Origin of the sequence: Actinomadura sp. WAC 06369, assembly GCF_003947565.1 — a bacterium.
In the GTDB taxonomy this organism is placed as follows: domain Bacteria; phylum Actinomycetota; class Actinomycetes; order Streptosporangiales; family Streptosporangiaceae; genus Spirillospora; species Spirillospora rifamycini.
Genome location: NZ_QHJN01000100.1, coordinates 1 through 20172 on the forward strand (window position 1 = coordinate 1; position 20172 = coordinate 20172).

Consider the following 20172-nt stretch of genomic DNA (forward strand, 5'->3'; position numbering starts at 1 on the left):
GGTAGTGCCGCCACATGTGCTCCGCGTCCGTCCGGTTGAACAGCGGCGGGTCGGTGAAAGCGCGCATCGACGGGGTGTCCATGCGGTCGTCCAGCACCGGGTACAGCAGCCTCTGGAACGCCAGCGGCGGGGCGCCCCCCCTCCCCGCGGGCCCCCCCCCCCCCCCCCCCCCCCCCCCCGCCCCGCCCGCCCCGCCCGCCGCGCCCGCCGCCGCCCGCCGCCTCGCCCGGCGCCTGCGCGCCGCCGCCCACCGCGACCGCGTCACCACGGTGCACACCTCACCGACGCCGCCCGGACGTCTCAGCATGCGAGGCGCGCTGGCCGCCGACGCCCAGCGCGCCGCTGGTGTCACCCCGACCGCCGAACCGTTCACCCAGACCACCCGCCGCCATGTGCCCGCGCCGCCGCTGCGCATCGGGATCGCCTGCGACGTGTCCGGCTCGATGAAGGCGTTCGCCGACCCGGTCGCGTCGCCGCCCACGTTCCCGACGCCGACTCGGCCACCGTCATCTTCGGTGCGCGGGTCCGTCCGGTCGCCCGCCCTGGCCAGACCCCGACCGAGGTGTCGATCTTCGAAGCAAATGACTCCCGCGAAGACTTCGTCGAGGCCGTCGACGCCCTTGACTCCGCCCTCGAGTTGACCCGACCCGGCGCCGCCCGCCTGCTGGTCGTCGTGTCCGACGGCATCTTCAAAACCCGGCAAGTCCAGGAAGGCCAGCGCCGTGTGGACCGCCTGACCGCCGCCGGGTGCGCGGTGCTGTGGCTCGCCCCGTCCGAAGACGACTACCCGATGGACGGCGCTCACCTGACGATCCTGCCCGACCCGGCCAACGCCGCCGACACCATCGGCGCCGCCGCCACCCGCGCCCTCCGCAACGCCTGACGACCGGTGCCCGGTGCGGCCCATCGACGGGCCGCACCGGGCACACCCGAAACCCATCCCATCCGAGAAAGGACTTCCTGACGGTGATGCCGAACCACCGCACCACCCTGCGCGACCGGCTCCTCGAAGACGTCGCCCCCGAGCAGATGCCCGCCGTCCGCGCCGCCGCCCAGCGGATCGCCGATCGCATCAACGTCGCCATCACGGCCGCCGCCGAGCACGTCCACCGGACCAAGGGCGTCCCGCTGGACAAGGCACTGGACGCCGCCACCGAGGTCTGCCTACGGCACCTGGCCACAAGCGAACCCGCCGAGTTCGAACGGTACGCCAGGGCGATGACGATCCTGCACGACGACCTGGGCGACCTGCCCGCCAGCGCCGAGTGACCCACCTGCGCCCCCGCCGGGGGCACGGCGGGGCACGGGCGCCACCCGCACCCCTGACCAACCGACCACCAATCGGCGCGCCGCGAACCGGCCACGCCACATGATCGAAAGGAAAATCAGATGACCCGGACCATCCGCATCGACGAAGACGTACGCACCTGGCTGGAGGCTCAGACACGCGCAGGCGAAACCCACAACGACGTCCTGCGCCGCATCATCGGTCCCGACCTCGTCCCCGCCGTCCAGCACGGCGAATCGGCGACCAGCGCCGACGACCAGGAGGCCCCTGACGCCGCCGACCCGCTCACCGCGTAACGCGCGGCCATCCGCGCCCCGGTAGCGGCCTCACGGGCCGCTACCGGGCGCCCGTCCCGATTCGTACGCCGAACGGCGTTGCCTGACCATGAAACAGAGGACCTAATGACCGGAAAGCCAAAGCCCGACCTGTACGACCTGCTGCGCATCAACTTCGGCAACGACACCGTCGAGCCCGACACGCTCCCGGAACCGGACCGGCGCGCCGGACGATCGGGGAACTCGAGAGCGGCGTCGCCGCCCCGGCGCCCGTCCGGCCAGACGGGCCCGGTGTCGGTGCGCCGAGCCGACCCCAGGGCGTGGAAGGTCGCCCAAGAAGTAGCGGACGGCGACACCCGCCGCCTGGAAATCCTCGCCGACGGCTCGGTCCTCATCCACAACAACCCGGTCAGATGACGTTCGGTCGGCCGGGCCCTTGAGGAAGCCGTCCTCGAACCGGGCCCGGCTACCGAGGGGGCGAATGACACCGCCCGGCCCGGCCCGGCCCGGCCATCGGCCCATGCCGTGAGCGCCATCGGGGGCGCAGCCCAAGAAACGCCAAACAACAAGAAGAGAACAACGCGGTGCAGTGCGCCGGGACCTACATTCGCACCCGCACCATCCGCCCAGGGTGCGGCGGCGCCGAACCGATGCCCGGGCTATCCGACCGGGCCGGTGCATGGCCGAGGGCTAGTTGTTCTGTCTTGTGAGGTTGGAAACGCGGCTGGCTGGTGGGAGGCCGCCGAGTGCGGTGTGGCCGCGGTGGTGATTGTAGGTGTGCAGCCATCTGGGGAGTGCTCGGCGGCGTTCGGCCTCGGAGGTGTAGGGCCGGTGGTAGGCCCATTCGTCGAGCAGGGTGCGGTTGTAGCGTTCGACCTTGCCGTTGGTCTGGGGCCGGTAGGGGCGGGTGCGCTTGTGGGTGATGCCCGCGGCGGTGAGGGTGTCGCGCCACAGCCGCGAGCGGTAGCAGGATCCGTTGTCGGTCAGCACGCGCCGCACGGTGATCCCGGCGTCGGTGAAGAACGCCTGCGCCCGCTGCCAGAACGCGGCGGCCGTCTCCTTGGTCTCGTCGGGCAGGATTTCGGTGTAGGCCAGGCGGGAGTGGTCGTCGACGGCGTTGTGCAGGTAGGCGTAGCCCAGGTTGGGGCGGCCGTGCACGGTGCGGGGCCGGGCGGGGTCGCGGTGGGCGGAGGAGTTGTGGCCGCCGCCGTCGGGGATGTTGCCGAGTTTCTTGATGTCGACGTGCACCAGGTCGCCGGGCGCGTCGTGCTCGTAGCGGCGGACGGTGCGGCCGGTGGCGCGGTCCAGGTGGGCCAGGCGGGGCATGCCGTGGCGGGTCAGGACCCGGTGGACGGTGGCGGGGTTGAGGCCGAGCAGGTAGGCGATGCGGGCCGGCCCCCAGCGGCGCAGCATCCGGACCTTGATGATGCGCCGCTCGGTGCGGGTGGGGGTGCGGCGGGGACTGCGGTGCGGTCGCGAGGACCGGTCGGCCATCCCGGCCTCGCCCAGTTCGCGGTAGCGGGCGGCCCACCGCCGGGCCGTGGTGGGTGAAACCTGGAATCGTTCGGCGGCCCGCCGCAGCGGCCAGCCGTCCTCGACCACGCAGCGGGCCAGGCGCAGGCGTCCGGTCTCGGTCAGCGGGGCGTTACGGTGGGGCATAGAGGGCCTCCTGGATGCTCGGTGCAGATGTCGCAATCCACACCGAACCCGGAGGCCCTCCCTCATTCCAAGATCATCGACCGCATGTCGGCACGTCCACAACCTCCATGGTCAGAACACTTTGTACCGCCCCACCACATTGCTCAAGAAACCGCGTTCGTCAGACGCGGGTCAACGAGGATCGCGAGTGCACGTGTGCAGTCGGCGAACAGGGACGCTGAGCTGACTGGAGGTCACGCCTCCTCGAGCTGCCGCAGATACTCGGCAAGCTCAGGGATCGTCGGCAGCGTTCGCGGGTCAACGCTCTCCCGGATCAAACGGGCCTCCTCATCCCCGCGTTGTCCTTCGAGGATTACGACGACGAACCCAGGTGGAAGCGAGCCGTGGATGCCGCCCCGGGACGCTGTCGTGGTCATCGCCTTGCAGACATTGGCCATCGCGGAGTCGTGCGCCGCCTCGAGCGCGTCCAACGCCGCATCCTGTTCGGCCTCGGTGGCAGCGGGTGCCAGGTACTCCTCGGTCAGACGCTGGTACCACGGCGACATCGCATCGCTTGCGGCGTCCAGGGCGTCCCACCGCCACTCCGGTGGAGCGAACCGTGTCGAGAACCCATGTTCCTCGTTCACCGCCGCCTCGGTGTTGGCAGCCAAGGCAGGCGCGAGGATCTGGGCGCCGTCGCTGTAGAAGAGATGGAAGGCCGCAGCGTACAGCCGCTCGCCTGGGTAAGCCCCTGCGAGGTCGGAGAGGACGCGGCATCCGTTGTCATGCCATGCCGTCTCGAATGCGCCCCAATCCATCGCCGCATGCTACCCACCCCATGCATTAGGGGGCGAAATCAATCCACTCCCTTAGGAGGAACTGCTCCGATCTCCGGCAGTCTCTCCAGCGGAGGGCACGAAGCCGCGGCGATGATCTTCTTGACTTTGCGGCGGTCGATGCCGTGCTTGTCGGCCAGGTGACGCTGTGACACCGGACGTCCGGGCCCGTGCAGGCTCGCTTGGTACTCGGCGAGCACCGCCTGCTCCACCGATTGCTCCGTTCCGGTGCCCGCTGGTCTGGGCTGCTCCGGTCTGGTGCGGGCTTCGTCTGGGACGTCGGCGGGGCGGGTTCCTGCCGTACGGGTGAGAGTCATCAGCAGCTCGAACGAGCCGACCAGCGCAAGAGCCGGCCAGGCGCTCACCAGCGCGCCGATGGGGCCGTGGGGTGCGCCGTGCGCCACGTTGGCGCCGATCGTCGCCGCGATGCCCGCGGCCAGGCTCCACCAGGCCAGCGCCGGGACGGGCCGGTGGCGGCGGCTGGCGTCCAGGATCACCATGGACGCCGCCCAGATGAGGCCGTCGACGGTGAGCGGCACGAGCCGCGCGGTGGCGCCGGTTTCACCGTGGCCTCGGACGAGTTCGTGGGCGTGGGCATAGGAGATGACCGCCGCCACGGCGGCGACGGCGACCACGGCGAGCGTGGTCGTCAGCCGAATGAGGCGATCGGTCACCGAGGGACTCCTTTGCGGGTAGGACGTTCATCCGAGGTGGCGGCAGGGGGACGTGTGCCGGCTCGTCTTCCGTGGTCATCGGTGCGCGGTGGGGCGGGTGAAGCCGAGCAGGGTGCCGCGTTCGTAGGACTGGATCTGCACGACCGTTCCGGAGTGCGGGGCGGCGATCATCTTCCCCGGGGCGATGACCAGGCCGACGTGTCCGGGGTTGGTGACCGAGGAGCCGGGGCCGGAGTCGAAGAACACCAGGTCACCCGGCTGCTCGCGTCCTCGGGGGACCCGGGGCCCGTGCCGCCATTGGGCGCCGGACACGCGCGGGATGGCGATTCCGGCGGCGCGGTAAGCGGCGTAAGTCAGGCCGGAGCAGTCGAACGCTCCGGGCCCCTCGGCGCCCCAGACGTAGGGTTTGCCGAGTTGGGCGCGGGCGAAGGCGATCGCCTCGGCGGCGGCCTCGGTCGGCGCGGCCACCGTCCCACCCACGTCGAGGCACGCCTGTTCGCCTGCGGCGTTCGCTGGGCCTGATTCGGTGTAGGCGTGTGCTTGCCGCAGGACCTTCTCGACGTAGGCGTCGGAGTGGTTGTAGGCGAACAGAGCCCGGCGGGTCTTCTCCGGAGCGCCGTTGTGCTTGAGATAGCGGGCGGCGCCAGGGATCGCGTCGGCGGGATCGTAGACGTCCTTGCGGCCGTCGCCGTTCCCGTCGACGCCGAACGCCGCCCAAGTGCTGAGCAGGAACTGCATGGGCCCGGCGGCGCCCGCGTGATTGGTCCCGGAACGGATGCCCGAGCCGGGCCCGCGGCCGTGGTCGGATTCGGCCTTGCCGACGGCGGCCAGGACGTGCCACCCGATCCCGTACCGGTTCCCGGCCTGCACGTAGAGGCGCAGGTAGTCGGCGGGGATATCGGCGGCCGTCCCCTGTCCGGGCGGTGGCGTGCACCCGGCGGACGAGCTGGGCAGGACCGCGCTCAGGACGGCGACGAAGACGGCGGCGAGCACCAGGACGAGGGCCGCCGCTCCGACGACGATGGGCATCAGGACGTCTCGATCTTCGCCGGGCGGGCGGTCAGCCACAGGTCGGCGAGTTCGGCCAGACGCCGCCGCGGCCCGGCGGCGCCGGCGGGCAGCCAGACGGGCCCGGCGGGTCCCTCGGGCGAGCACACGGGGGTGTGGACGGCGGTCGCGACCGGCACCTCCGGAGTTCCGAGCAGGCGGCGGAGGTTGGCTTCGCGTTGGGTGCTGGGCAGCCAGAACAAGATGGGTGTGGTGGTTCCGGTGGCTTCGGCGAGGTCGGCGTAGCCGGCGAGTTTGCGGGCGACACGGGCGAGGGGCTCGGTGCCGGTGTCGTGTTCGAGGAAGAAGTCCAGTGTCCGCAGCGCCTTGCCGTCTTCGGCGCGGGGTTCGATCCAGCGGCCGAAGGCGTCCGGACGCGCGAGGTCGCCCCACTGGGCGGCGCAGCGCTGCTCGGACCACCACTCGGCCAGGGCGGTGCCGTCGCCCCGGGCACGGGCGTGAGCGTGCAGGCCGGCGAAGAACTCGTTGACGCCGACCTGGTGACCCAGCCGCGAGGAGACAGCGAGTGCCAGCGCGGTCTCGACGTGGTATCCGAACTCGGCGAGCGTCTGCCCTTGCTCGATCGCCAGGACGTGCGCGCCGGTGCGTCCGAGTACCCAGTGCCAGGGCTTGGATCCGATCGGCGTCCAGGGCCGGAACCGGTGCAGGGCCTGGAAGTCGTAGAGGTGGTTGAGGCGCTGGCGGGCGCGTTCGGGGGTGGGGAAGAAGATGGCGGTGAGCTGCCCGGTGGTGAGCACGTGGTGTTCCCAGACCAGGGCGAGCAGGTCCCGGTCGCGGGCGGTGAGCCGGTAGGCCAGCTCGGCCACCAGCTCCGGTGTCAGCTTCGCCGGACGAGACTGCGCTGTTCGCAGGCGGTTGACCGCCTTCGCCGGGCGCCCCATCACGCGTCCTCGCTTTCATCCATGGACGGCGCAGGCGTAGTCGTCGCGTCACTGCCCTCGGTGTGACGTGTCTCCAACGGGCGGAGCCCGACGGCGGGGATATGGCGTCGCCTCCGTGCGGTGGCGTACTGCTCGCGGGAGGCGCGGCGGACGGCAACAGCGCGTCCCGAGATCCGGTCGGGGAGAGGGCGGGTGCGGAAGGTGAAGGCGGGAGTGGGGCTGTTGCCGTCCATGAGGCGCCCGGCGGCCTGGTAAGCGGCCAGGTGGGACAGATCGTGCGGGCCGAGCAAAGGCGCGGTGTGGCGGGCGAGATCGGTGGCGTCCTCGGGCGAGGCGGCGAAGTAGATCTTGTTGCGGGCGTCGGCGGACACCGCCTCCCGCAGATCCTTGGGGAGCTGGGACAGGTGCTGGTGGGCCAGCACCAGGCTGAGGCGGTAGGCGCGGGCCTCGGCGAGGATGTCGGAGATCGAGCCGGGCAGGTTGAGGAAGTTGTGGGCCTCATCGATGTAGGCGGCGGCGTCCCGCCGCTCGTGCTCGGGCACCTTGGCGCGGGGCGTGATGGCCTGCCAGGTGTGCGCCAGCAGCAGCGACCCCAGCAGGCGCGCCCCGTCCTCGCCCAAGACGCCTTTCGGTAGACGGGCGAGGATCAGTCCGCCGGTGTCGAGGGTGCGGCCGACGTCCACGGTGGAGGCGCTGCCGGACAGGGCGTCCCGGACGAACGGGCGCAGCAGCACCGCGCGGAGCTTGTTCATCACCGGACTGATCACCGAGGCCCGCGCGGCGGGAGTGAGCTCGTCGTAGGACTCCCAGAACCCGCGCAGCAGATCATCCGACAATCGCGCCGTCAGGCGAGCCCGGTACGGGGTGTCCAGGAGAAGACGCGGGACGTCGGCGAGGGTGGCGCGAGCCCCGTTGACGCGGGTGAGGGTGAGGCAGGCCGACCGCAGCAGGTCGTCCAACCGGGGACCCCAAGATGAGGAGAAGCAGCGGCGGAAGGTAGTGACGATCGACTCGGCCGCGAACGCCGCGTCCGATCCCGCCAGCACGTTCAAGCACGGCGGCGGGCCGTGGTCGGCAGGATCGAACACCACCGTCCGTCCGATGGCGTGCTCGGGTAGGCGGTCCAGGACATCGGTGATCAGGTCGCCTTTGGGGTCGATGACCAACGCCCCGCGCCCGGCTGCGGCGTCGGCGAGGACAAGGTTGGCCAGGAACGTGGACTTCCCGACGCCGGTCTGGCCGAGGACGTGCAGGTGCTGGCGCGCGCCAGCGACGGTGAGGCCGACCGGGCGCGGCGCACCCGTCTCAGTGTCGCCGAGCACCCGAATCCCAGGCCCCGACAACGGGACGGCGGGCGAAGGCGCGACCGGACGGGCGCCGGCGCGGGTCACGCCGGGTGCGGCAAGGTCGTACGGGAGGTGCGCCAAGGCGGCGAGCTCTGCGACCGACAGCAGATGCCCGCGGTCCAGGCGCCGGGACGCGAGCCGGGCGGCGGGACGACGGAGGCGGCGCCGTTGCAGGTGCTGGTGGGCGGAGGTGAACACCGCGAACGCCGAAGCGGTCTCGTGGGCGTGCGCCCGCAGCCATCCGGCCTCGGCCTCGTCGGTGTTGCGGGTGGCTACGCCGTAGCGGAGCTGGGCCTCGAACCTGGGCTGGGCGGCTTTGCCGAGGATGGCGCGGACCTCTTCGGCCCGCTCCGGATGCAGCCGGTTGAGCTCGGCCGGGTTGGTGTGGTGGGACATGCCCGGGGTGAGCAGGTCGAATAGCAGGCTTTGCGGCGCGATCGACCGTCCGCCGCGCAGCGCGGACGCCGCCCGGTACGCGCGGGCCAGGCGCCGTCCGGTGGCGGGACGGGCGAGGATCTGCACCGCGAGGTATTCGCCGTCGGCCAGCCCGGACGCCGCGCCCAGCAACCCTCGGAGCGGGTCGCTGACGTGGGTGCTGGTGAGCGGGTAGTGCTCGGACCGTCCCGGCACGAGCCGCCCACCGGCCGTTTCGATGTCGAGCGGCAGCGGCGGGACGGCCTTGCGGGCCGTGAGGGTGGCGCCCGGCCAGGCCGAGCGGACCGTCTTCTCGACCACGCCGGGCGGGATGGTGCCGGGAACCCAGACTTGGAAGCGGACGCCGTCGTGGTCGGCGACGTACTCGAACGCCACGTGCGGCTGCCCGAACAGAATCCGTTTCCACGCCGGTGCGGTGAGGCCGACCAGGTGCGCCCACCAGGAGGCGGCGCTGCCGTCCTCTACCTTGGGCGGGACGGCGACCTCGATCACCCGCGCCCCGGGCTCCAGCCGCGTGTGCCGCCACCGCCACACCAGCCGCCGCGCCCCAGCCACCGCCACGGCACCCGACAGGGTCACCGCCGAGGCGGCCGGCCCGTAGTGCGCGAGCAGGGCAAGGAGGTGCGGCGGATCCGAAATATCGGGAAGCAGCCTGATCACGTCCGCTGGCACGAGACTCCAGGTACTCACAGCAGCTCGTCCTCCTCCCGCATCGACGGGCGCTCGTCCAGCTCGGCGAGTTCGGCGAGTTCGGCGGGATCGGTCGTGGTGAGCCGGTGCTCCTGCGGACTGGCCAGCGCGGAGAACGCGGCGCGATCGGACCCGGTCGCGGTCCCGCACAGCAGGCCTTGGCCGCGGTCGGCGGCGAGCAGGAACGCCTTCTCCCCGTCGGTGAGGTCGAACGCCGCCGCGACCTGGTCGGCGACCTGCGGTGCTTGGCGCAGCAGGATCTGGGTGGCGGAGTTGGCGATGACCGCCCGCCCCAGATCGGACGACAGCAGGTCGGCGGCGTCCTGGGTGACGACCGCGAGCCCGGCCCAGTGCTTGCGGGCGGACTTGGCCAGCCGATACAGGAACCGGGCGCCTTCGTCCTGGTGCATGAGCATCCACGCCTCGTCCACCACGACCAGGCGGCGTCGCCGGTCACCGGGGTCGGCGACCTGCCGCCAGATGGCGTCCAGGGCGAGCAGCATCCCGACGGTGCGGGTCTCCTCGGGCAGGTCCCGCAACGAGAACACGATGAGGTGCCCGTCGGGGCGGGTGGTGGTCGGCCCGGCGAACAACCCGCGATACGACCCGGTCACATACGGCGCCAGCCGCGCGGACAGGTCGGCGGCGTGCCCGGCGTCCGGGGCCTCGCTCTGGGCCATGGTGTCGAGCCGGGCGGTCAGGTCGGCCAGCAGCGGCGCCGCGCGTTTCCAGGTGCGCGGGTCGGCGGTGATGCCGCGCGCCGCGTACGCCGCCAGGACGGCCCGGTCGAGCACGGCCCGCATCGCCGGAGACGGCGGCTCCCCGAGCATCGCCGTGGCCAGCGTCTGGACGAATAGAGCGCGGCGGACGAGGGTGTCTTCGCCTTGCCCTTGTGGGAGGTCGAAGGGGTTGAAGCACACGCCCGGTGCGCCGAGGGCGATGTGGGTGCCGCCGATCGCTCCGGCGAGGCGGCGGTACTCGTCCTCGGGGTCGACGACCATGACCTGCACGCCCTGATACAGCAGGCGGAGGGCTTCGAGTTTGGTGAAGTAGGACTTGCCGGCCCCCGAGCGGGCGATGGTGACGGAGTTGTAGTTGTCTTGGGCGAACCGGTCCCACACCACCACCCCGGACGAGTACGCGTTGAGCCCGTACAGCACCGGGGTGTCGGCCAGGTGGGGCTGCAGGTCGGGAGAGGTGAACGGGAAAGCCGCCGCCAGCGCGGCGGTGTCGAACGCCCGACGCACCCGCACCGTGTCGTGGCCGAGTGGCAGCGTGCTGGTCCAGCCCTGCAACGCGCGGAAGGTGGTGGGCTGGGCGTCCAGCAACAGCGACGCCGCCAGCGCCCGCACCCGCTGCACCTCGGCCTCCAGCACTCCGTGCTCGTCGGCGTGGACGGTCAGGTAGAGGCCGACGCGGAACAGGCGGCCGTAGCCACGGGCGAGGGACGCGGCGAGTTCGGCGGCGTCATCGGCCGCGGCCTCGGCCGCGAAGTCGGCCAGCCGACCCCGCTGCGCGTCGGCACGGGACGCCGACTCCAGCCGGGCGAGCTGGCGGCGGAGCCGTTGCGCCGCGATGAGCGGCGGGACGGGTTCGATGTGCAGGGACACGTCGAGCCGCCCGGGATAGGTCAGCAGCGGCTCCAGCCACCCCGCGCCGACCTCGCGCGGATAGCCGGCCACGGCGAACGACGCGCACACCCCGCCGGGCAGCTCGAGGGTCTTGGCGTTCACCCGCAACGCCGACGGCCCGAACCCGGCTGCAGCTCCCGAGGCGTCGCCATCCGGGCCGGTGTCCGGCATTCCGGATGCCAACCCCACGGCCTGTCTCAGTGCATTGATCCGGCGGCGTGTCACGGCATCTCCTTTCCGGTGATCACTTCGTCGGGGGCGGCGTTGTCCACAGGTGGGGGTTCGCCTGGGGACAGAAAATCGGCGAGCACGGCGGTGCAGGCGTCGGCGTCCAAGACCTCGGCGGTGACACCGAGCGCGGTCAGCGCGTGCACAGCCTCCTCGGCGCGCCGCAACGCCACCGCCGCACCGGCGTCCCGGGCGGCGCGCTCACGGCGGGCTTTGAGCCAGGGCATCCCGCCCGTGGGCTGGGCCTGGGTAGTGTCGGTGATCACGATGAGGACCTGGCGGACGAGCAGTTCGTGCGCGCCGCCCAGCTCGGTGAGGAACGTCGCATGGTCGATGGCTGCCTGTTCCAGCGCCGGGTCGGGCAGTTCGGGCGCGTGTCCGGTGAGGTGCTCGGCGAGGCCGGACAGATCGACCGGGCGGGCCTGCACCACGATCTGCACGGGGGCGTCCAGGGAGTTCAGCCACCGCCCGAACACCGCGACCAGCGACGCCTGCTCACCCGGTGTCCGCAGCCCGAATGCGACCGTTCCGGCCCGCACGATCACCGCTGTCCCGCCCTCGGCCAGCTCCATTGCTCCATCACTGCGGACGGCGCGGACCGGGAGCCGCAGTGGCGCGGGGAGGCGTCCCCGCATCCGGCACCACGACGGCGGCGCCTCCACCTCTTCGCCGGAGGCGATGCGATTTCGGGGCTGGCGCAGGTGGTCGGCGGCGGCCAGAGCGAACCGGTCCAGGCTCATCCCATCCCGGCGCGCCACCGCCAGCACGCACCCGCCCGCCGCTACCGGCAACAGCAGCCCGATCAGCACCGGAAAGGGGACCACCGCACCGAGGGTGAGCAGAGCCCACAGCAGGACCGCGCCCGTGCCGCCCAGGATCACGACCTGGCGGAAGGTCAGACCGTAGAGGATCTTGTCCGGGCGGTCGACGTCGGCGGGAATCTTCACGCTCATCGGCTGGACATCATTCGGTTGGCCGGTCATCGGCGCCTCCGGGTCTTGGGCGGTTCGGTCCACAAGGTGAGCTGCCGGTGCGGCACCGGCCGCCGGGGCATGCCAGGCAGCATCAACTGCCCCGACCGCGGCCGAGGCCGCGCGGGCGCCGCAGCGGCGGGCGCGGCGGGCGGCCGTGGAATGCGGGCGGCCGCGATGGGCAGCGCCGTCTGGACGGGACGTCTGCCCGCGGGCTTGGGCTTGGCGGGGATCGGGAGCGGGAGCTGCATCGCACGTCCTCCTGCACTACTTCGTGGGCCGGGGGCGGCTGCTGGTCCTGCGGGCAACGCGAACGGCGCCGAACCTGCGGACAATGCCGGTGGTGTTGGGCCTGTGGGCAGGGCTGGGTCAGGTGAGGGCCCCGAAGGAAGAGCCGGGCTCGATGGCGGGCCGGCGGGCAGCATCGGGCGAGTCGGCCCGGGAAGAGCAAGGCGGCGCGTCGGTGCCGGCGGCGGAGGTGGTGGAGGCGGCGGGGGTGTCGGGGGTTGGAATCGGACCGTGGCGGCGCGGCCTCGGCGAGGCAGGAGCCTGCCCATCAGGCGGTACAGGACCAGGGACTTCAGCAGTCCGCTCAGCAGGCGCGGCTGCGCCGGCCGCCATACCGTCCGTGCGACCCAGGCCGGGATCCGGACCATGAGCCACAAAAGGCACACCGCCAGCAGCAGATCGGTGACATCCCCGACCGACGGCAACCCCAGAACCGAGCCGCGATCGTCCTCGGAGTCGGTGAACAGCAGCCGGAACGCGGTCGCCAGCACCAGCGACTGGCACACCTGGATCGCCAACAGCCCCGTGATGCCGCGCCACCACAATCGAGCGAGCCCGTCGGTGACCGGCAGGGCGTGCAGCATCAGCGCGATCGGGGCCGCCGCGATCAACACGATGGTGAGCGCGACCCGCACGATATAGACGAACACCAAGCACAGCGCCAGCACCACCGCGCCCAGCGCGATCAGCACCGGGAACAGGTTGGACGGCACCAACTGCGCGGCGATGTATCCGGCGATCACCTCCGCGACCACACCCGGATCGATCGACTCGGCGCCCATCGTCAACAACGCCCTGGACAGGCCGTTGGCCAGCGAGATCGCGTACCCGAGAACGATCAGGCTCAAGTTCGAGGCCAGGAACGCGCCCACCACCCGGGCGACCAGTTGCCCGGGGGTGAGTTCGGTGCCTGGCAGGGAGTGCCCTGCCATGAGTAGGACGCCCCCGGCCGTGATGACCAGCACGAAGCAGGTGTTGGCGATCGTCTGCGCCACACCCCACAGCTCCCGCGCCCGCGACATCTCCGGGGCGTCGAGTTCGGGAGTGCCAAGCACCGTGGCGCCCAGCAGGTCGAAGACCGTCCCGGCCGCCGACGACACCAGATCGGCGAACCACCCGTTCACCGCCTCCTTGGCCTTGCACCCCACGTCCATGAACTCGCACCCCGACTCCTCGCCGCCGCCGGACGTAGTCGGCTCGCCGGCACCTGGTGAAGCGGGCGGGGTGGACGGCGCGGTGGGCTGCGGAGTAGGCGTGGCCGAGGGCTGGACGGCGTCCAAGGGAACGCCGGGCCGCCACGGAGTCAGCAACGGCGTCGGCGAGGCCGACTCGCCGCCGGACGGCGAACTCGACGAGGGCGTCGGGCTCGGTGGCGGCGCGGCCAATGCAACCCCGGCGAGCACCGGCCAAAGGACACCGGCCAAGCCCACGAGGGCGAACACCGCCCTTGCTGCCCGGCAGGCCGCAGGGCCGGGGCTCACGCTTCGCCCACGACCTGCTGAAGCAGCTTCACCAGCACCGGCGCCAGCACCGCGACCGCGTACCCGATCGCCGCATACCGCAGTGTCTTCTTCGCCGCCTCCACCTCACCGGGGTCACCCCCAGCCAAGATGTAGCGAACGCCGCCGATCGTGGCGAACAACGTCGCCAACCCCACCAACAACCCCACCAGCACGTTCCGCAGGTTGTCGATTACCTCGTCCAGCGATTCGGCCGCCGCCAGGCTCGTGCTGGCATCCGCGACACCGGGCACCAGCAGCGCGGTGAGCGCGCAGCCCCCGGTCCACAGCACCGACGCCACCACCAGCGGCTTTCGGGGGCGGGGAGGACGCGTTCCTCGCCGTTGCGTGGGCTCGGGGTTAGAGGTGGGCGGTTCTTCGCACGGCAGTCGGCTGCTGGTGCTACTCGGGTGCGGTCGGTTCGGCATGGCAGCGTCTCCCTGAACGAGTCGGGACTTCGGCTGCCAGTCGAGCCCCGGGGAGGTGGTACCGCCCGAGCGTGGGCGTCCTCCTTCAAAGGGACAGTGTTCTGACGGGCGAATCGCGGCGGGGACCGGATGAACCGTCTGCCCCAGACAGCACCGCCTCACCCGGGTGATCTCGACTGGCACTCATGAAGCACCGCCTCAAGACCCGAACTTCTCCACGCCGCAGAGAGGATTTACCTAGCCTTGACCTCGATCTGATGGCCAACACTGCCGTGTGATGGGCGTTCTCTTGGAGCACTCCCATGTCACGGGAACTCGCCCATCACACTACAAAGTTGCCACACGGCACAGGTCGCATCCGCCACCCTGTGGACGCGCTGCCTCGTCCTCTTCGGCGAGGCAGCAAGGCTTTAGGGGGTGCCGAGCCTCTCGGTCCTCAGCTTGACACCCTCCTCGCAAGCCTGGATGTAGAGGCCCTTGCCAGCTGGGTACTCGGTCTTACCGGCGGCCAGCCCGTCGAGCATTGTCAAGAACTCAGCGCAGCCGATGCCCACCATGTCTCTCTCTGGGGCGGCGTAAAAGTTTCGGACGTCCGCATACGTTTGCGTCGTGCCGTTCTCCGTGTTCCTGGTGATGATCTGCTGGTCTCGAGCCTTCTCTGGGGAAGGTTCGGTAGATCCCTCTGCGCGCTTCATGCCTGCTTCGCATGCCTCAACAAAGAGTGCTTGGCCAGCAGGAAACTTGGCCTCCCTCTGAGCCTCACCGAACGCAGCGATCTCGACGCAAGAAACGCCCATGCCATCGAAGAATCCCTTGGCGGTCTGCTCTCTGACGTCCTTGTAGGTCATCGGGTCAGCCCCCCGGCTCTCCATGACGACCGTGTCTTCCTTGGACTGCTCTCCGGAGCGGTCGTCGGCTCCGCAAGCCGTCAGGACCAGCAGGAACCCGCCCATCAGGGCCAACTTCGCACGCATGGGCGAATGTTAACAGAATCAACCATCAAGGCAGGTGACGTTGGCCTCTGTAAAGTTTGCTCAGGGCGAGTCTCTTGGAGAGAGCTGGCGGCGGACGATCAGCGGGCGATCAGCGGGCGAACGCACCTTGCAGCGCGGTGCTGCACGCGGACCGGCGGGTGTCGTCGTCTGGATACCGTCGACGGCACTCATCGTTGATCCAGTCCGGTCCTTGCTGTACATGCTGCGGTCTTGCGGCACGGGGGCTTCGCTCAGGTGCCGTCGCTTCGCGCTGTGATCCGTTGCTTGCGTTGTTCGAAGCTGGAGACTCGCGATCGCGGCCACTCGTGTCCACCCGGGTCTGCCTTGAAACAGCGCCCTTCTCGGTTCGCCGCCGGTCATGTTCGGACGATTCCGGCTGCCGGGCAACCGGCTCTTCCCGCTGTTCGGCGCGGTCGAACGCCCGGCGGATGTCGGGGCCGGCGACCGGTTCTGGTTCGCCATGGTGCCTGCGGTGTGAGAGGGGAGTGGCGCAGCAGGGGCGTGCGACGCGCCGTTGTACTGGAAGACGGCGGCGGTGCTCACGGCGGCCAGCCCGGCGGTGACCAGTGGCGTGACCCAGCGCCGGTTCGACGTGCGGCGCCGTCGGCGATCGACGCGCCACGGTTCCTGGGGCTCTGGAGGCACGTCGGCGCGCGGAGTCGAGTAGGAGTGTTTCGCCATCCCGAACGACTACCAAGAGTGATCAACGTGTCGCAACGAGGCTTGCCGTGTAGGCGGCCGCGAGCCCCCTCCCGATCTCTTCGCCATTCTCCGGGACGGGCTGAACCAGCCTTGTGCGCCCATCAGGGCCCTCGCGCGCATGGACGTCAGTGGCCACTGGCATGATCAGCGGATGCTGCTCTCTCGCGCCACGCTCTTCCTTGGTTTCACCGCATTGCTGGCCGTCGGCGGTTGCTCGTCGGCCAAGGAGACGCGCCTGGCCGACTGCGTGAAACTGGAGAAGGCCATGGAGCAGTTCCGCAAGGACCGGGAGATGTTCCCGGACTGGTTCGACAGGATCGCCGCGGATGTCCGTGCCGTGCAGCCGGAACTGGAGGACGACCGGGTCGCGGAGCTCGCGGACGACGTGGCGCGGACGCTCGAGGCGAGAGCAGAGTACGAACGTGCCCATCCGGAGGTCCGAGACGGTGAACCGGCGGCTGACGTCCAGTGGCGAGACAGAGAACTGGAGGACGAGTTCCTCACCGCCGCCACAGAGGTCAGCAAGCTCTGCGGCCCTCTTCGCGCCCGCACGCCTGATGGCTTTGAGTGAGCGTTCGGCTGCGGCCTCGTTGCAACGTCCCGGAGTCTTGAGCTGAACGTGACCATCGCGCCGGGTGAATTCGGGCTCGATGACGGTGCTTCATGGGTGCACGGGGATCGGGTGATCGTCATGGGTCACCCAGCGTATGAACCACACACCTTCCACTCCGCACGGTCGGGGAGCCGGGCGCCGTAGCGGCGCCGGGGGCGAGCGGCGCATGCTGCCGCTCACCGTCTGGCTGTGCTCCGACACCACCACCATCGACGAGGATGTCCGTCATAGCGGACTGTTGTCCGGGCTCTGCCCACAGCACCGCCCGGGCGTCGGGCGGGAACTCGCCCGGCACCTGATCACCACGTGTACCCGCGAGGGCGATCTGGTCGCCGAAGCGTTCACCACCGGCGAGGCGATGCTGGCCAGCGCCGCGCGCTTGGGGCGGCGAGGCGTCGCGCTGGTGCCGCACTTCCCGCTCGCACAGCACATCGGTGCCCGCCTGCGCACCACCCTCACCGAACCTCAGCAGAACCGGGTGCAGATGCGGCCGTGTCGACCCGACCAGATGGCCCGTGCCCTGACCGACCATCTCGGTGAGGTCGCTTTGGTGATCGCGGCTCCCGGGCCGGACGAGGCCGGAGGCCACGGGCTCCAAGGCGGCGCTGAACGAGACTGCGCCGGTTGCCAGGCGCGGATGCGGGCCCCCGCCACCGAGCAGTTCGGGCTGTTCCTGGCCGGAGCGTGGCGGGTGCTGCGGCCCGGCGGCGTCCTGGCGATCACCACCACCGCACGCCACCACGGAAGACGATTCGTCGATCCGAGCCCTCGTCTCATCCGCCAGACCCGGTCGGCCGGTTTCTCGTACGCGCAGCACGTCATCGCCCTGCGCGTCCCCGTGGACGGCGACGCGCTCGTCGTCCAGGCTGGCCCCGCCGACCTGGCGCAGCTCAGGGACGACCGGGCGCGAGCGTTGCCGCCCGCCGTGACCGTCCATGCCGACGTGTGTCTGTTCGTCAAGCCCCGGAATGGAGATGCCGCGTGAGGAAGCATGTCCACCACGACCAGAAGGTGCTGTTGCCGTCGGTGCTGGCGACTGGGCAGCGGCCGTCGCGGCTGCAGCGGCAGGGACGCTACACGCGCGAGTCGATGCGGCATCCGGGCAAGATGCTGCCCGCCATCGCCGCCCAGGTCATCTCCGCTTTCACCGAGCCGGGCGACCTGGTCATCGACCCGATGTGCGGGATCGGCACCACCCTGGTCGAAGCGATCCACCTCGGCCGTGACGCCGCCGGGGTGGAGTACGAGCCCGAGTTCGTCCACCTCACCGTCGGCAACCTCCGCCACGCCCACGCCCAAGGCGCCGCCGGGACCCCGCAGCTGATCTGCGGCGACGCCCGCAACATCGCCAACCTCTACGCGTCCTTGCGAGGGAAGGCGGCGCTGGCGCTCACCTCACCGCCGTACGGGTCCCACACCCACGGGCAGGTCCGGTCGAGGCGCGACAACGGCGGCGGCAGCGTCATCAAACGCCACCACCGCTACTCCGCCGACCGCGGCAACCTCGCCCACCAGCCCCTGCCCGCACTGCTGGACGGCTTCGGGCAGGTCCTCGCCGGCACCGCCACCCTGCTGCGCCCGGCCGGAGCCATCGCGGTCACCGTCCGGCCCATCCGCGTCAAGGGTGAGCTGATCGATCTGCCCGGACACGTCATCGACGCCGCCCAAGAGCACGGGCTCGTCCTGACCGGCCGCCATGCCGCTCTGCTCGCTGGACTGCGCGACGGAGGATTGGTGAGTCGGGCCTCCTTCTTCCAGATGCTGGAGACCGGGCGTGTCCGCGATCGAGGCATCCCGGCGTGCGTTACGGCACACGAGGATCTCCTGCTCTTTCAACGGGTCGCGCCCCTGACGGGGGGTGAACGATGAACCGGAAGAAGGCTGTGCCCGACCGGGTCGGCGAGATCCTCGTGGCTCTGCAATCGGGCCTGTGCGGGCGTTGCGGACGCGCCGGCTACGAAACCCGCCGCACCGCCCGCCACGCCGCCCGCATTGCCGCACCCGGCGTCCGGTTGCGCGCCTACCGCTGTGGCAACGCCTGGCATCTGACCACGCCCAGCGGGGACCCGCAGCATATCGACCCGCCCGTCACCGTCGTCCGTCCACCAAGGCTTGACCTCCAGCGACGAGGCGAGCGTCCATACAGGGATCGTTCGGCGGTCCACCCCATCGCTCACCGGTCTGGACAGTCTTGGACTGAGCGCGAAACAGGCGATCTGTGACCGAGAGCAGTGGACGACCGTGCCCGGCCGCTTCGGACGAGCAAGCCGAAGCGGCCGGGGCGGGTTGCGGACGGGACTCGGTGCCGACGCCTCGTCTCGTCTGGAGTGTTGTCGCGGCGGACGATCCGGGCGGGCTGCTGCGGCGTGCCCAGGAACAGGCGATCAAGGAGGTACTGGAATGGGTGCAGACAAGCTGGCTCCGATCCCGCTCGACGCGTTCGGAGCGGGCTCACGGACAACCGGACGACGGCGGCTGACCGGCCCCGGTGGAGGCTCCAAGCCGGTGGGGCCTCTCCGACTCGCCTTCGCGGGACGCACATCCACAGAAGATCAACAGGACCCGACCCTGTCGATTCCGCGACAGCTCAACAACTGCAGAGCGGTCCTTCCCGAACAGGCCATCATCGTCGCGCACTTCTACGACATCGAGTCGGGCAGGAAGCAGCTCGCCGCACGGGGGCGCGGGCGCGGGCACGAGCGCCTGGCGATCCCCGTGCCACGTGACGGAGGCGTCCAGGATCTCCTGGAAGAGGCCGCACGTCCCGACCGGAGATTTGACGCGGTCATCTGCGAGTCGATCGACCGGATCTCTCGTCGGACCTACGTCGGGACGCTTATCGAGAACACGTTGGAAGAAGCCGGCGTGCTGCTACTGGCCTCCGACGAGCCGATCGTGCTCAACGGCAAGAGGGCATCGCAGGTTCTCACCCGGCGCGTCAAGCAGGGCGTCGCCGAGTGGTACGTGCTGGAGCTGCTGGAGAAGTCCTGGGGCGGCTTCGAAACCCACACCAGCCAGGGCTACAACGTGGGTAAGCCTCCCTATGGATTCGTTGCGGAAAAGGTTCCTCATCCGGTGCCCGCCAGGAGAGCCGAGGGAGCCTCGAAGCACACCCTGGCCCCCGACCCCGAGCGGGCGCCCATCGTGCAGCGCATCTACCAACTGCGGGTCGGTGACCGGATGGGTTACCAGGCGATCGCCGATCGCCTCAACCGGGACTTGGACGTCAACCTGCCTCCCGTCCCGGTGGACCCCGCCCGAGCGGTGGGCCGATGGACGGCGTCGTCGGTGCGCGACATCCTGGTGAACCCCAAGAACACGGGCTACATGGTCTGGAACCGCCGGGCGACCAAGACCGACGGCGGTCGGCACAACCCGCCAGAGACGTGGGTGTGGTCGAGCAAACCGACCCATGCGTCGATCGTGAGCATCGAGACCTTTGTCGCGGCGCAGCGGGTCGCCGGAACGCGGGAGCGGTCTCGTAGCGGGCCGGGTAAGAACAGTGCACATCCCGACACCAAGCGTGCCTACTGCTTTCGCTCCCACATCAAGTGCGTCATCTGCGGTCGGCGCATGTTCGGAAAGACGCGTCGCCAGGTCTCCTACTACGCCTGCCAGCCCGCCGCAGGCCGTCGGCCGCCGGGGCACCCGAAGAGCTTGTGGGTGCGGGAAGATCTTCTCCTCGA

The 20172-nt window shown here is 70.6% G+C and carries 18 protein-coding genes and 1 pseudogene; 8 read left to right on the plus strand and 11 right to left on the minus strand.

The window, feature by feature from the left end:
* Positions 1-562 precede the first annotated feature (562 nt).
* The 4 genes from DMH08_RS24825 (at position 563) to DMH08_RS24840 (ending at position 1980) form a co-directional block, all read left to right on the plus strand.
* Positions 563-883: a hypothetical protein gene (locus DMH08_RS24825; protein WP_125618059.1), complete on the plus strand. Its 321-nt coding sequence runs from the start codon at positions 563-565 to the stop codon at positions 881-883.
* Between the two features lie 86 nt (positions 884-969).
* On the plus strand, positions 970-1269 hold the full coding sequence (locus DMH08_RS24830) for a hypothetical protein (RefSeq protein WP_125618060.1): 300 nt from the start codon (positions 970-972) through the stop codon (positions 1267-1269).
* A gap of 120 nt (positions 1270-1389) precedes the next feature.
* Positions 1390-1584 (plus strand): hypothetical protein, encoded by a 195-nt coding sequence (locus DMH08_RS24835; RefSeq protein WP_125618063.1) that lies wholly within the window; start codon positions 1390-1392, stop codon positions 1582-1584.
* Positions 1585-1689: 105 nt separating this feature from the next.
* Positions 1690-1980 (plus strand): hypothetical protein, encoded by a 291-nt coding sequence (locus DMH08_RS24840; RefSeq protein ID WP_125618065.1) that lies wholly within the window; start codon positions 1690-1692, stop codon positions 1978-1980.
* Between the two features lie 273 nt (positions 1981-2253).
* On the opposite strand, the gene DMH08_RS24845 is transcribed toward DMH08_RS24840, so the two are convergent.
* The 11 genes from DMH08_RS24845 to DMH08_RS24895 all read right to left on the minus strand — a co-directional run bounded on the left by DMH08_RS24845 (position 2254) and on the right by DMH08_RS24895 (position 15150).
* Positions 2254-3222 (minus strand): IS481 family transposase, encoded by a 969-nt coding sequence (locus DMH08_RS24845; RefSeq protein ID WP_125618067.1) that lies wholly within the window; start codon positions 3220-3222, stop codon positions 2254-2256.
* A 233-nt stretch (positions 3223-3455) separates the two neighbouring features.
* Positions 3456-4019 carry a DUF4303 domain-containing protein gene (locus DMH08_RS24850; RefSeq protein ID WP_125618069.1) on the minus strand — a complete coding sequence of 188 codons (564 nt, stop codon included), beginning with the start codon at positions 4017-4019 and terminating at the stop codon, positions 3456-3458.
* Positions 4020-4057: 38 nt separating this feature from the next.
* Positions 4058-4711, minus strand: coding sequence for a DUF2637 domain-containing protein (locus DMH08_RS24855; RefSeq protein ID WP_125618071.1), 654 nt, complete (start codon positions 4709-4711; stop codon positions 4058-4060).
* A 75-nt stretch (positions 4712-4786) separates the two neighbouring features.
* Positions 4787-5740: a C40 family peptidase gene (locus DMH08_RS24860; protein ID WP_125618073.1), complete on the minus strand. Its 954-nt coding sequence runs from the start codon at positions 5738-5740 to the stop codon at positions 4787-4789.
* Entirely contained in the window at positions 5740-6660 is a 921-nt protein-coding gene (locus DMH08_RS24865; RefSeq protein WP_125618075.1) for a replication-relaxation family protein, read from the minus strand. The genes DMH08_RS24860 and DMH08_RS24865 overlap by 1 nt, the downstream gene beginning before the upstream one ends.
* The gene (locus tag DMH08_RS24870) at positions 6660-9131 is read right to left on the minus strand and encodes a type IV secretory system conjugative DNA transfer family protein (RefSeq protein WP_125618077.1); all 2472 of its coding nucleotides are present in this window, start codon (positions 9129-9131) and stop codon (positions 6660-6662) included. Before DMH08_RS24870 ends, DMH08_RS24865 begins: the two co-directional genes overlap by 1 nt.
* Positions 9128-10864: a VirB4 family type IV secretion system protein gene (locus DMH08_RS24875; protein WP_325052946.1), complete on the minus strand. Its 1737-nt coding sequence runs from the start codon at positions 10862-10864 to the stop codon at positions 9128-9130. Before DMH08_RS24875 ends, DMH08_RS24870 begins: the two co-directional genes overlap by 4 nt.
* 119 nt (positions 10865-10983) lie before the next feature.
* Positions 10984-11943, minus strand: a complete 960-nt coding sequence (locus DMH08_RS24880) for a PrgI family protein (RefSeq protein ID WP_158642387.1) — start codon at positions 11941-11943, stop codon at positions 10984-10986.
* Between the two features lie 26 nt (positions 11944-11969).
* Positions 11970-13403, minus strand: coding sequence for a hypothetical protein (locus DMH08_RS24885; protein ID WP_125618083.1), 1434 nt, complete (start codon positions 13401-13403; stop codon positions 11970-11972).
* Between the two features lie 323 nt (positions 13404-13726).
* The gene (locus DMH08_RS24890; RefSeq protein WP_233617785.1) at positions 13727-14050 is read right to left on the minus strand and encodes a pilin; all 324 of its coding nucleotides are present in this window, start codon (positions 14048-14050) and stop codon (positions 13727-13729) included.
* A gap of 536 nt (positions 14051-14586) precedes the next feature.
* Positions 14587-15150, minus strand: a complete 564-nt coding sequence (locus DMH08_RS24895; RefSeq protein ID WP_125618085.1) for a hypothetical protein — start codon at positions 15148-15150, stop codon at positions 14587-14589.
* 874 nt (positions 15151-16024) lie between these two features.
* Between DMH08_RS24895 and DMH08_RS24900 the strand changes: the two genes are divergently transcribed.
* The 4 genes and pseudogenes from DMH08_RS24900 to DMH08_RS42845 all read left to right on the plus strand — a co-directional run.
* Positions 16025-16444: a hypothetical protein gene (locus DMH08_RS24900; RefSeq protein WP_125618087.1), complete on the plus strand. Its 420-nt coding sequence runs from the start codon at positions 16025-16027 to the stop codon at positions 16442-16444.
* A 208-nt stretch (positions 16445-16652) separates the two neighbouring features.
* Positions 16653-17471, plus strand: a complete 819-nt coding sequence (locus tag DMH08_RS24905) for a hypothetical protein (RefSeq protein ID WP_125618089.1) — start codon at positions 16653-16655, stop codon at positions 17469-17471.
* Entirely contained in the window at positions 17468-18355 is an 888-nt protein-coding gene (locus DMH08_RS24910) for a TRM11 family SAM-dependent methyltransferase (protein WP_233617786.1), read from the plus strand. Before DMH08_RS24905 ends, DMH08_RS24910 begins: the two co-directional genes overlap by 4 nt.
* A gap of 531 nt (positions 18356-18886) precedes the next feature.
* Positions 18887-19933 (plus strand): annotated as a pseudogene (locus tag DMH08_RS42845) (recombinase family protein); the annotation flags it as partial.
* Positions 19934-20172: the final 239 nt, after the last annotated feature.